The sequence below is a fragment of the Corynebacterium sp. EPI-003-04-2554_SCH2473622 genome, from assembly GCF_001665955.1.
GTDB lineage: Bacteria > Actinomycetota > Actinomycetes > Mycobacteriales > Mycobacteriaceae > Corynebacterium > Corynebacterium pseudodiphtheriticum.
This window is the reverse complement of record NZ_LZMN01000060.1, coordinates 1-13026: the sequence shown is the minus strand read 5'-3', so window position 1 is coordinate 13026 and position 13026 is coordinate 1. Positions and strand designations below refer to the sequence as shown.

At 53.7% G+C, this 13026-nt stretch carries 10 protein-coding genes and 1 CRISPR repeat array; of the genes, 4 read left to right on the top strand and 6 right to left on the bottom strand.

The genetic code is table 11. The features are described from left to right. The 3 genes from A5774_RS07145 to A5774_RS07135 all read right to left on the bottom strand — a co-directional run. A partial coding sequence (locus A5774_RS07145) for a type I-E CRISPR-associated protein Cas7/Cse4/CasC (protein WP_197490269.1) occupies window positions 1–520 on the bottom strand: 520 nt, incomplete at its 3' end. 20 nt (window positions 521–540) lie between these two features. Beyond that, window positions 541–1182 (bottom strand): type I-E CRISPR-associated protein Cse2/CasB, encoded by a 642-nt coding sequence (locus A5774_RS07140; RefSeq protein WP_064834060.1) that lies wholly within the window; start codon window positions 1180–1182, stop codon window positions 541–543. Beyond that, on the bottom strand, window positions 1179–2795 hold the full coding sequence (locus A5774_RS07135) for a type I-E CRISPR-associated protein Cse1/CasA (RefSeq protein ID WP_082936146.1): 1617 nt from the start codon (window positions 2793–2795) through the stop codon (window positions 1179–1181). The genes A5774_RS07140 and A5774_RS07135 overlap by 4 nt, the downstream gene beginning before the upstream one ends. Window positions 2796–3052: 257 nt before the next feature. On the opposite strand from A5774_RS07135, the gene A5774_RS07130 reads away from it, so the two are divergent. The 4 genes from A5774_RS07130 to cas2e are packed head-to-tail and all read left to right on the top strand — an operon-like array spanning window position 3053 to window position 7660. Next, window positions 3053–3739: a type I-E CRISPR-associated protein Cas6/Cse3/CasE gene (locus A5774_RS07130; protein WP_064834058.1), complete on the top strand. Its 687-nt coding sequence runs from the start codon at window positions 3053–3055 to the stop codon at window positions 3737–3739. After that, entirely contained in the window at window positions 3736–6411 is a 2676-nt protein-coding gene (locus A5774_RS07125) for a CRISPR-associated helicase/endonuclease Cas3 (protein ID WP_064834056.1), read from the top strand. Before A5774_RS07130 ends, A5774_RS07125 begins: the two co-directional genes overlap by 4 nt. A gap of 1 nt (window position 6412) precedes the next feature. Then, window positions 6413–7345, top strand: a complete 933-nt coding sequence (gene cas1e, locus A5774_RS07120) for a type I-E CRISPR-associated endonuclease Cas1e (RefSeq protein WP_064834054.1) — start codon at window positions 6413–6415, stop codon at window positions 7343–7345. A 3-nt stretch (window positions 7346–7348) separates the two neighbouring features. Next, complete coding sequence (gene cas2e / locus A5774_RS07115; RefSeq protein WP_064834052.1) at window positions 7349–7660, top strand: type I-E CRISPR-associated endoribonuclease Cas2e; 312 nt, start codon at window positions 7349–7351, stop codon at window positions 7658–7660. Window positions 7661–7681: 21 nt separating this feature from the next. After that, a CRISPR array of direct repeats spans window positions 7682–10276; the repeat unit is 29 nt; unit sequence CTCTTCTCCGCGCATGCGGAGGTAATTCC. Between the two features lie 36 nt (window positions 10277–10312). Here the strand turns inward: cas2e and A5774_RS07110 are convergent. The 3 genes from A5774_RS07110 to A5774_RS07100 form a co-directional block, all read right to left on the bottom strand. Next, window positions 10313–10732 carry a hypothetical protein gene (locus A5774_RS07110; RefSeq protein ID WP_064834050.1) on the bottom strand — a complete coding sequence of 140 codons (420 nt, stop codon included), beginning with the start codon at window positions 10730–10732 and terminating at the stop codon, window positions 10313–10315. Window positions 10733–10904: 172 nt separating this feature from the next. Further along, window positions 10905–12092 (bottom strand): IS1249 family transposase, encoded by a 1188-nt coding sequence (locus tag A5774_RS07105; protein ID WP_064834048.1) that lies wholly within the window; start codon window positions 12090–12092, stop codon window positions 10905–10907. Then, the coding region (locus tag A5774_RS07100) for an IS3 family transposase (RefSeq protein ID WP_156519574.1) at window positions 12085–13026 on the bottom strand (942 nt) is incomplete at its 5' end. The genes A5774_RS07105 and A5774_RS07100, both read right to left, overlap by 8 nt.

Genomic DNA, 13026 nt, shown 5'->3' with positions numbered 1-13026 from the left:
TCAGCGCAGCTTCTGTGTTGTTTTGCGGAGAGTTGGCAAACATACGGCCAAAAGCGGAAATCGCCAGTGAACCGGTCTTGGTGCCGTTGATGAAATCCTGTACCTCTGCCTTTTCAGCATCTTCCTGCGGGCTGAGAATATCGACCACGGTCTGTGCGGCGGTCTCAATTTCTTCTTGTGATAACCAGATGGAGCGGTTCGATTCTTTATCAGTCGATTCCGCTTTCGTCAGCTTGCCGATGATTGCTTTCGATTCTTTTGCAACCTTTTTCTCATCCAATTCAGCATCAATCTGCTTGACACGTTCTGCGATGGCTTCGCTGAGTTCACCGGAACGTACCGACAGATCCAAGGATGCGGTTTCATAGGCCTTCCGAATTCCACGCTTGATGGACTGTGAGGAATGTAGAGCGCGCAGGGCACCGCCTTGGTTCACGCGCTTCGGGGTGCCAGTATCGTCACGGTTCAAGTTACTGAATGGGATGGGTGAAATGATGTGCAGGGTCAAGTGATGAGACATAGTGTGTACCTTTCAGAGATTTAAGCGGTGGTGTTCGGTGTTTCGCTAGTGCTGTCAGGGATGACAGAAAAATACTCGCGCAACACTTTGCGTCGTACAGCCTGGGATTCTGCGCTAAAACCGTTGCCCCAGCGCAGCATCGTGTGGAAGAGGTCGAAATAATCCAGTGTCGGGGCATTGTTTTTGCTTGAAGCCAGTGCCATAATGCGCCCGATATTGGTGATGGCTTCTTCTGCATCAAGGGCATGAAGAAATTGCAGGCGCTTGCCGACGGCATCCATGTTGTCGGGATCAACGGTAAATTTTTGGCCATTGCTGCTGGCAAGTACAGCAGAAACTCGTTGAGCCCACGCACCCAAGCTGTATTGTTTTCCGCGCTGCTTGGATTTTTCTGCGGCCGGAATTTTGTCGTATTCCGCCACTAACGCGAATAAACGGATGAAGATCGTTTTCTGTGTATCGTTCGTGTCAGCTGGCAGATACGGCAATACGTGTGGGTAGGCGTAGTGCTCGGTAAAAGGAGACAACCCACGGCGTAGTTCGGCTCGTTTGCGACGCCACTGCGGCTGGTGTGCCTCTCGTGCTGCTTGCCGTTGCCGCAAAATTGCGCTTAATTCCTTTTGCCACATCTCCGGTTCGTTATGTGGTGGGTATTCGGTCATGATTTCTCCTGTGCAGTATTACGGTGCTTGTTCGATATCCCCCATAAGCGTCGCTGCAGGTTGCTTCGGACAAAAGCAATTCGGGCTGGTTCTTGCAGGGAATGTGGGTTAACTACCTCGTCAAAAGCCTCCAACCCCGCTTGCACGCACCGTTCTGTAAGGTTGTCCGGCAGCGCAAACGGAGATGGTTCATCATCACTACTCTGATGGTTTTGTCGGATTTCTTGCAAGATATCGACATAAACAGCGCGAATCTTTCGCCAAAAAGCTTGTTCGATATCACCTCGACGGTCCGCGAGATCGTCGAGATATACCGATGCCGCTGTAGAATTTGGCTTTCGTCCAAATGGTGCCCGAACGGCGGCATTGAGTTGTTGAATATATTTCGCTTGTGTTTGCACATCACGCCGCAACCAGGGATCGATAGCAAAAGCCCACAGGTTTTGGTTGGTCTCAAAAATTTCACTGGCGCGGATATTGGGTGAACTTGCAGTACCTGCGATGTAGTGACGCACGAAGACAACCGGAACCTCGTCCGGAGCGCGATCCAGGACTCGCGGTAGCCGTGGTTCCAATAACGCTCCGGTCTTGCCTTCTGCTGCCCACTCGACTGCTAGTTCTGTGCCATCCCGCCCAAAATCAAGGCGTTGTACTTTAAGCTGGCCTTGCTCATCGGACATATACAGATAAAACGGATCATCCTGGTTGCGCGTATCCCACCACTGTTTTCGGGTTTCCTTAGTGGTTCCCATTTCGGATTTGCGATACCACTCCTCCGGGATACCTCCTGTGCGAACGCCGTGGAGTTCTTCGCCTTCCCAGTAACAAGCCGGCGCATTCGAACTCCAGGTAGCACTCCACAGTGGATGGGCTATCTGCATCTCACCCTCATCAACCAGCGATTGTTCGCAGGTACGGTCTGCCCAAGCTGGCAAGCCAGTACCTTCGACCCATTGTTTGGGGATTAATCGTAGCAGCGTTGCGAGATCGGATTCGCCTCGGATAAACGCTTCCGTCGCGGTGTAATCTGCACCCACATAACGCATTGCGGGCGCACCCATCTGGCATTTATCACCGTCGTACGCATTATTTCCCGCCATGGACATGTGGTGATACGTCACCAGTTCCAGCACTGCTTCCTCCAGGGGCAATAAGCTAACTGCGCCCACGCCGAGGTTCCAGTACGTCTCTGCTTCATCCGGCGGCATGGACGGCGAAAGCTTTTTCACGGGTTGCTGCTGCGGCCCCAACGCCCGCGCAGTATCTTTGGGCCCTTTTGGCGTTTTTGCCGGACGCTGCATAAATGGCTGTTGTTCAGAAAACAAGTCACTTCCCGGTTCCACGTCCTGTAATGCGGCATCAACGGCATGCTCCGGCAAACCGGACTCAAGCAACGCCCCTGAGCGCACCTTCCGGGGTAGGTTGTCAACGTAACGCAGCACCACTGCCGCGACGGACGCCGCTAGTCGGAGTTGGGCGGTATAGCGAAACCCAGCAATGTCTTTGTGTAACGCCCATTCTGTGCGATGGCAATTCAGTAAATATTCACGCAAGCTTGCGTGCGATTCTTGCGTTACAAGAAAACGCACATCCGTTAAGGCGTTTATCCCCATTTCAGAGATCTCATTTCTTCCAGTTTTTCTGTGAAACACTTCAAGTTTTTCTGATAAACATAAGACTAACAGGAATCAAGCTTCTCGCAAAACTAGAGGTTATAAGTTACAATAAAAGCGTCCGGGTCTTCCCCTGGCATTTACCTCCGCAGAAACGGAGAAGTAAGTTCAAACCAGGGGCTATAACGAAATACCTCCGCAGACACGGAGAACTCATTAAGTATAACGCCAGAACTCGCCACCAAAAAAAGGAAAACATGTCAGTCGAAGTTCACCTCTCAAAAATTCCCGCTCACTCCCTCTTAAGCGGCAACAACGACCATGCCAGACATGCCTGGGACATCAATTCACCGACATTTCGGCACAGAGCTGTCATGTCATTATTTGGCGCTCTGTCAGGAAAATCCGTACGGAAAGAGGCCAACATATTATTTCGCCTGGACACACTGCCAGGTCAAGCCCCATTCTTCCTAGTGCAGTCCTCGGTGGCGCCAGAAAATATCGACAAATTCGACGGTGCGCTGACCAAACACATCACGCTGCCAGAATTACAGCACGGCACGACGGTTAGTTTCCGGATTACCGTCAATGCCGTCAAGCGCCGCACAGTTGAAAGCGGCGGCAAAAAACGTGTACAGGTAACCCCTGTTCCCATTGAAATCGACGAAGACAGCGACGACACAACCGTCTACTCGCAGAACTTAGAGATGTGGCTGAGCAACAAACTTGCTGGCGCTTTACACGGCGTGGAGATCACGAACCATGTACGGGAAGTCTTACAAGACGCCCCGCGCACAAAATCCGGAATGACGCTTCAGCTCGATACAATTGATGGCATCGGAATAGTCGAATCACCCGAAAAACTCGGTACTTTCCTGTTAGAAGGCGTCGGACGCGAAAAAGCCTATGGCTGTGGTTTCTTAACAGTACGGGCGCTGTCATGAGCACACAATCAGGCGACGCCATATGGGCTAAACGGCATGGCCTCGATTCCAGCTATCCACTCATTCGTCATTTGCTGGACACCGCGGCTATCGCAGAACAGTTGTTCTATCACTGGCTTCGCCCAGGGCTGCAAGAGCAAATTACTCAGGCATTGGGTACAGAGGCACCGCAGATCGTCGCGGCGATAGCGGGTATCCACGACATAGGAAAGGCAAATCCGCTTTTCCAAGGCCAGCTAGCCCAATCTGGAGAGGCTTGGCAGGCCGTCCGCGAACAGATTGCACGGGAAGAGAACGTAGATTTTCCTCCCGCCGCGCGGAGTAACAGATGGGGAAAACTTACTGCCCTCCGCAGACACGAGCAGGTCTCTGCTTTATCGCTGTCGGATATCCGTTTAGACGAGCTGACTACTGGCGAGGCCTGGCACATCCTGCCTGCGCTGGGTCACCATGGATTCTTTCGGCTGCCGCTGAGCAATTCGCGGGACCGCAGATTGGATAGCGCTACCGTCGACGATTGCCTGAACTTTCCAGGGTGGAAGGATAAACGGGAGGAAATTTCCGCACAGTTTTACAACGCTTTAGGCATCGACCGCAGCACTCTCCCGGAGCAAGCACCAGTTACGGTGGGTTTGTTGCTCAGCGGTTTGACTGTTCTTGCAGATCGCCTGGCCTCCCAAACCAACTGGGTACAGCGCTCACAAACCGATCTCCAGCAAGCTACCATTCCAGCAGACGACTATGCAGGCTGGTTCGCCGCACAAAAATCGCACGCACCAGCACATATTAAACAATTTCTCGGCATTTACGAAGGCTGGCCCAGCCAGGCAGCTGCCCAGGACGCTATCCTCGGTCCAGGCCGTGAGCCATACGAGGTGCAGCGGCTAACACGTGACAATGACGCTGGTTTCGTTGCCGTCATGAGCGCAACCGGCAGTGGCAAGACGGAAGCTGCGCTGCTCCGTCATGCTCAGCGCCACGAACGGCTGTTGTTTTTACTTCCGACGCAGGCAACCACGAATGCGCTCATGCGACGTGTGCAAAAGGCGTATTCCAGCACCAGCAACGTCGCTTCACTGGCTCATTCACTGGCGTCGATCGAAGATTTCTACACAACTCCCGTGACTACATTCGATGATTCCACGGACCATGCCGAGCCCTCAATGCAGCAAAACGAAGGGCTTTTCCCCTCATCTTTTGTTCGTTCCGGCATCTCGCGACTGTTGGCGTCGGTAAGCGTTGCCACCGTCGACCAATGCTTGAAAGCGGGATTACCCATTAAATGGCTGCACCTAGTGCTGCTCGCATTAGCAAATTCTCACATTGTCATCGACGAGGTACATACACTTGACCATTATCAGATGAAATTACTGGGCCCCGTGCTCGAATGGATGGGGGCAACCAACAGCCGCGTCACTCTACTGACAGCTACTATGCCACGATGGCAGTTACGCGAAGCGTACCGTGCTTATACCGGAACAGATTTCACCGACGATTTCACGTTTCCGGCTATAGCCTCATCAGCTTCGCCAGTCTCATTGGGTCCACCGCGCAGTAAGTCCGCACAAAGTTTTTCTAGCCCTGCTTCGAAAACCCTACTGGAAGTTGAAACTTCCACGGCCAACAGCACGGTCTCCGCGCACGTGTCGTGGGCACAACACCAACGCCAGGCCCACCCCAATGCGCGTATCGGGGTTATCTGTAACCAAGTCGCCTGGGCACAAGAGGTCGCAGGCGAGCTGGCTGCCGACGGGCATGATGTCATTCTTCTGCATTCAGCCATGACGGCCGAGCACCGACGCATCAACGCTGAATACCTGACCAGTAGCTGCGGCCCGAATGGCGACGGCAAAGGGCTGACTGTGGTGGGAACCCAAGCGATTGAAGCTTCCTTAGATATTGACCTGGATATGCTTTCCACCGACCTGTGTCCCTCCCCGTCTTTGCTCCAGCGTCTCGGGCGTTTATGGCGCCATGCGGACGATCATCGCTGGTCTCGAATCCCGAAAGCTGCGCATAAAATGGTGCGAATCGTCGCTATGGATTTCGCCAAAGGCGGCGCTCTGCCCTACTACGAGGCAGAGATGGAAAAGACTCTGCGCTGGTTGAACAATCATGAGGAAATTTGTTTCCCCGATGATTGTCAACCATTCGTCGAAGCCGCCACCGTGAGCATGAAAGACTTAGAAAGCGTGGGCGCGACTACTGCTGAGTACGAACAAAACGCTGCCCACCTTCTACAACGCTCGAAAGGCAAACAGCGTTCGTACTCAATGTCGCAGCTTCTGGATCCAGAGCAATGGCTGGACGATTTGTCGCGACAGTTACGCGCGGAGGAAGGCATGCTCAGCCCAGATGCGGACGAATTACGCACCCGCGATATTGAAGAAGAATCTGTGCAAATGATCATCGGAAGCAGTGATTCCGAATTACCTGGCGCATGGCCTGGCACCCCAGAAGAGTTATTGAGCGTTGACGGCGCCGATAAAGCTGCCATCAGGCAAGCAATGAAAGGCTCAATGCCTATTCGGGCTCGTAAATTTGGACAGATTAGTGAGCATTCGACTTCGCTTGCAGCGGCAAAGACGGTCCTCAGTCGTTATGTGTTTGTGCGTGCCGACGGGCTTTACGACTCCTTCCTGGGATTTATCGGCCCCAAGCCGGAGGCATAACATGGCGTATTCGGAGCAAGCGCTGACATTCGCACAAATTCCAGCTGACCATCAAATTCGCTTGGAAGACCGCGTCAGTTTTCTGTATTTGGAATATTGCCTCATCCGGCAAAACCGCACTGGTGTCGTAGCGTATTCGCAAGATAATGAGAATAAGCGTGAACAGGCTATTCAGATACCAGTCTCTGGGATCGCGGTGTTACAGCTAGGGCCTGGTACTAGCATTTCCACAGCGGCGATGACCTCGTGTACTCGCGCAGGTGCTACTGTACTTTTCACCGGTGGCGGAGGGGCACCGTCGTATAGCTATTCGGTCCCGTTGACGCAGTCGGCCCGCTGGGCTATCGCACAAGCTAAGCTTGTGTCTTCAGAAACGAATCAGCGGAAAGCGGCTGTGTATCTTTATCGTAAGCAGCTTGGTCTTGAACTTGACCCCGAAGAATCCAGCATTAAGGTGATGCGTGGCATCGAGGGCCGCATGATGAAAATGAAATACCGAGAGCAAGCTCACAAATATGGCATCAAGAATTTCCGGCGCCGCACCGATGCTGAAGATCCAGTTAATCAGGGTCTTAACCTCGCCAATTCTCTGCTTTATGGTTGCGCTGTAGCAGCGTGCAATGCCATCGGAGTTAATCCTGCTCTGGGTGTGATTCACCGCGGTAATATTCGTGCTTTGTTGTTTGATCTTGCGGATCTTTATAAACCGCAGCTATCAATTCCCGCAGCGTTTGCTGCTGCACAGGAAGACAATCCTGCTGAGGCACTACGCCGGCGTGTCAGAGCGGAAATTCACCGAAATCAAGTTCTCAAAGAGATGTTGTCTACGCTCATGCATATTCTGGAGCCGCACTTGCCCGCTCGCGATGATGACAGGTTAGTAGCAGGGCGCGGCGACGAGGTTGTGGGACATACTCAATATGGAAAAGATTAATAAGTGTTTTTAGTATTGACTTCTACCTATCTTCCTGACCATTTGCGAGGATATTTGAGCAGATTCCTTATTGAGGTGGATTCCGGTGTTTATGTCGGCAATATCTCTCGCAGGGTACGCGACAATATTTGGAAGCGTTGTGCCGAAGCAATCGATCGCGGCAGCTTAACCATGATCAATAGTGATTCCAGTCGAGAGCAAGGATTCGCTGTGAACACTCTTGGTCCACAGCGCAAACATATAATAGACTTGGACGGCATGTTGTTACCCGCGACCTTATCGGCTGTAGCGTCACAAAACGACGCTGACCGCTAAAGTTTTCGCAGGTAACGCAGTCTCTTCTCCGCGCATGCGGAGGTAATTCCCCCTGCGGTGTGGTGTTTGTCACTCCATGCCTCTCTTCTCCGCGCATGCGGAGGTAATTCCTTCTACCAGCGCAAACGTATCGTTTTTGCAGGCTCTTCTCCGCGCATGCGGAGGTAATTCCCCTAGATGTGCTTATTACCGGCGACGAGTCCGCTCTTCTCCGCGCATGCGGAGGTAATTCCTCCCACCACGAATACGCCTGGGTATTCTTCCACTCTTCTCCGCGCATGCGGAGGTAATTCCCAGCCGTCGTGGCTTGGTGGGTTCGCGCGGGGCTCTTCTCCGCGCATGCGGAGGTAATTCCCCCGGCGGCGGTGCCTAGTGAAGATAAGGAAACTCTTCTCCGCGCATGCGGAGGTAATTCCCGAGTACAAGCGCAAAGTGGTGCCAACGTTCACTCTTCTCCGCGCATGCGGAGGTAATTCCCTGGGCGGCTTTCGGTTGGTCAATATCCAGGCCTCTTCTCCGCGCATGCGGAGGTAATTCCTAGTATTCAATCCTGGCAAACGCATGTAGCCGCTCTTCTCCGCGCATGCGGAGGTAATTCCTTGTTGTAGTGCGTAATCGCGCACCTCAAAAACTCTTCTCCGCGCATGCGGAGGTAATTCCCTTGAAGCCCCTTGCCGGGGTGTAAGCCCGTCCTCTTCTCCGCGCATGCGGAGGTAATTCCATATGCCCTACGATCCCCCGGCTGCACAGCCACTCTTCTCCGCGCATGCGGAGGTAATTCCCTGCTAAAACAGCAGTTCGCCAGTTTTCATGTCTCTTCTCCGCGCATGCGGAGGTAATTCCGAAACCGACGAAATCACGATCGTCGTCGAGACCTCTTCTCCGCGCATGCGGAGGTAATTCCTAGGTGCAGTGCGTGGCTGTGCAGCCGGGGGACTCTTCTCCGCGCATGCGGAGGTAATTCCTCTGAATGTCCTGCTGCAGATCATGGTCACCTCTCTTCTCCGCGCATGCGGAGGTAATTCCGGCTGCTCATCACCGGGTAGCCACAGGTCAAACTCTTCTCCGCGCATGCGGAGGTAATTCCGTGCAAGCGGGCGATAGTTTGCGCGTGATTAACTCTTCTCCGCGCATGCGGAGGTAATTCCATATGGTGTGGATTTTGTCGCCACCCGCGTGGCTCTTCTCCGCGCATGCGGAGGTAATTCCCACCCTAAGCACACCCTAGCCACACCCACACCCTCTTCTCCGCGCATGCGGAGGTAATTCCCCGCGCTACCCCGCGCACGGGGTGTGCCTACACTCTTCTCCGCGCATGCGGAGGTAATTCCCGGCATGATCAGCGTTAGCAGCTGTTCGTCTTCTCTTCTCCGCGCATGCGGAGGTAATTCCCGAAGTACATCCCAGCCTTTAGCCTGACTCGGGCTCTTCTCCGCGCATGCGGAGGTAATTCCAGCCCGCTGTATGCCGTTTTAAGGGGTTGAGGCTCTTCTCCGCGCATGCGGAGGTAATTCCAGCCCGCTGTATGCCGTTTTAAGGGGTTGAGGCTCTTCTCCGCGCATGCGGAGGTAATTCCGAGCGAGACATTCCGCATAGGTCCAATTTGGCCTCTTCTCCGCGCATGCGGAGGTAATTCCCAGTTAGCGTGGGCACCTGACTACGGATTCTGCTCTTCTCCGCGCATGCGGAGGTAATTCCATTCGCGGGAATATCCCCAGTATCGGCTTTACCTCTTCTCCGCGCATGCGGAGGTAATTCCGTGGCTGCTTTAACCCCCGCCCAGCGTGAGCGCTCTTCTCCGCGCATGCGGAGGTAATTCCCGCTTAAAACGGCTTACAGCGTGTCAACCGATCTCTTCTCCGCGCATGCGGAGGTAATTCCCGGTTACACAGTGGCACCGCGTGCCATGCAGGCTCTTCTCCGCGCATGCGGAGGTAATTCCACCGCCGGTATATCCAACATTCCGATCGTGGCCTCTTCTCCGCGCATGCGGAGGTAATTCCACGTCATGCGGGAATTTAGCCGCCTGGAAACGCTCTTCTCCGCGCATGCGGAGGTAATTCCAAGATCATTCTTTCACTCCAGTTAAGGAGAGACTCTTCTCCGCGCATGCGGAGGTAATTCCTGCATGAGCGTTTCCGGGGATTCCTCACCGGCCTCTTCTCCGCGCATGCGGAGGTAATTCCAACGCTCTGATGTAACCGTTCCTGAACCGCGCCTCTTCTCCGCGCATGCGGAGGTAATTCCTGCCTGGTGATCGCGGCCCCCAGGGTAATCCTCTCTTCTCCGCGCATGCGGAGGTAATTCCCCCCCCGCCGGTTCTCATGTGAGACCAGGCGGGGCTCTTCTCCGCGCATGCGGAGGTAATTCCTGGGAGCGACATCAACGCATTGATAAGCCAAACTCTTCTCCGCGCATGCGGAGGTAATTCCATTCAAAGCCACATCTACCACTGTTTTCGCCAGCTCTTCTCCGCGCATGCGGAGGTAATTCCCACCAAGCTAGCCCGCCGAGCGGCGGGAAACTCTCTTCTCCGCGCATGCGGAGGTAATTCCGATGCTGTTTCGAACGTAACTGTGGGCGCTAGCTCTTCTCCGCGCATGCGGAGGTAAGACCTGCGCTTGCAACTTGCCGAATGCTTGCTTGAGGGCATCAGCATGCTCTTGGAGCTCCTCGGCGCTGCTGCCCCCGGAGTAGAGAGACATCAACGCCGGATTCCTGGGCAATCTGGGCGCGCTTTTCACGCAGCTGCAGCTCGCGGTTTTCTTCTTCCAGCTGGGCTAATTTCTCGGCCTGCTTTTGCGCATCGGTTTTATTCGCCTCTTGCGCCTGGCGGTAGTTCTCCGCATCAGTGCGATATGCATTGCGCTCGGTGCGGTACTTAGCGGCTTCTTTACGCAGCTTTGCGATCTCGGATTGTAAATCCTGCTCAGAGCTCTGGTTATCCTCCCTACGATCAGCCGCATCTGTATCCTTGGCTGCCTGTTGACTCTCGGAAGTACGTCCACGTTCTTCGAGGCCGTCCTCGGTCTGGGTATCCGAGTTATCTGCGGTGGCGGTTGCGGTATCCATAGGTGATTCCTCCTGGGAATTCTTGGGGTGGATATGACAAAACCCCGCCACCTACCAGGGTGCGGGGCTAGTAGACGAACCGGGAATCGAACCCAACTGGTAGCGCCCACCAGGGCTGAACGTCTCGGGTTAAGTAGCAAAAAGTGTGTCTGACCGGCGTGTCACCAATTCCCTAGATCTGGCCTTTCCGGATACCGATTGAATGTGTGTATTCAACATCGATACCCTGGTCGTAGAAGGCTGGCCGTCCTGTTTCAAGGTCGGCTTTGTTGAGGTCTTCTGGGACAAGATCTGTGACTTTGGCGAGTTGATCTTGTCCGAAATTGCACTGCCTGGCGATCTCTAGTGGGTCGTCAGGCAGTTGCGTTTGTGAGTGGAGGTACCATTCGAGCATTTTTCGCTGTCTTTCTCCGCTTCTGCCTCGGTGGGCATCTGCGATGCGTTTAAGCTGAGCATTGACCCCGCCTTCTAAACTGTTTGTGGTTGATGCCCAGTTGTTAGGGGTAATCGCAGTTGGTGGTGGTTGGAGATAGGTAAATAACCAGCCTTTGTGTGAGAGATCAAGCAGTGAGTTATAGGCTTTGCGCACCCGCAGATGCATCCATTCCCATTGGTGATTTATGGTTTGTCTTTGTTTCGGCACGGTTGTTTTCTCATTGAGAAAACGTTTATGGACTTGACCGAACTCATGTAATTGAAGTACCCATTCGCGTGCCTGGTCAAGGGTGCGGATTCTGGTGAGTGTGAGTGCTAGGCGGTAGATGGTTTTACCGGCATCGGTGCGTGGGCGGCTGGTGGTTAAGCGGCGGACAACGCGTTGGGCATGGACTAGGCAGCGTTGGATGTGGCTGTTGGGCCAGCAGGTTTTAATTGCGGAGTATGCACCTTGTCCGCCGTCAAGGACGACGCATAGTGGTGGTGGAATCTTTGCTAGCAGTTTTTTGTAGGCTTTGGCGGTTTCGCTTTTAGCCCAATACCAGGCGATGACGTGGTCTTGGCTTGCTGCTATAAGTAGGCAGCCTGCTGCGGTGTAGGTGCCGTCGATGAAGATTTGGTCGTAGATGCGGTTGGGATCTGGGGTGTTGGGGATGTCAATGAGCCAGAAGGGTGCGAAGCGGCGGTTGAGGGTCCACCTGCTGAGACCTAATTGCCTAGCGAGTTGCGTGAGCGAAGTTGTCGATACTGCGTAGCGGTAGAAAGCTTGAAAATCTCGGGTTTGGGTCTTATCGGCTCGGTGGCGTGTTAAGGAGCTGCCACAGGAGGGGTTTGTGCATCGCCATCTGGTTTTGCCTTTAGATGTAGTGCCGTTTTTCTTCATTTGCCCAGCGCATGAAGTGTACTGGGTTTTGTTCCTAGGCATTTACCTTGTTTTCCATTATTTCCCGGGACCCATCTTGTTCCCAAAACGCGTCTTCAACCTCGACCGGGGTTCGGTACCCCAAGCTCTGGTGGAGCCTTGTCTCGTTCCACCATGACACCCACTCGAATGTCGCGATTTCTACCTCGATAACGTCATCCCACCTGCGAGTATGGATCAGCTCATTTTTGTAAGATCCGTTCACGTTTTCAGCCAAAGCATTGTCATAGGAATCGCCAACCGTTCCGGTGGAAGATTGAATCCCGAATTCAGTGAGCTTCTCGTTGTAGACCACGCTGACATACTGCGACCCGTGATCCGAATGGTGCACCAAACCTGTTGTTTCTTCAGCACACACTATCGCTTGGTTGAGAGCTTGCAGCGGTAAAACTTCGGTCCGCATGGAATCTGACAATGCCCGCCCAGCTATCCGTCTGGAGTAAACGTCGGTGACAAACGCGGCATACACAAAGCCATTGTTCGTGCGCACATAGGTAATGTCCGCTACCCACAACTTGTTCGGACCCGAAGCTGTGAACTCGCGCCCCACCAAGTCCGGGCGCGTATCCACCGTCTTTGACCTACGAGTGGTCACCGGTGACCGGCCTTTATTTTTGCCTGAAACACCAGCCAAGCGCATCAGCCGGGCGGTGTGCTCACGACCGATATCAATTCCTTCACGGCGTAGAGCATGCCACATTTTCCGCACACCGTAGACACTGTAATTATCTCTATGAACGGTACTAATACGTTCGACTAGAACAGCATCGCGAAGGCGACGCGCACTGGGCCCACGAGCTTTGGACTGGCGATAACCACGTGAGGTGATAAACTCACCAGCCCGGTTATTTTTCAACGTCGTGCATATGAACTCGACTGAGAAACGATCCCGATATTCATCGATGAACCGGATCATTTCTGACGTTTTGGGTCGAGT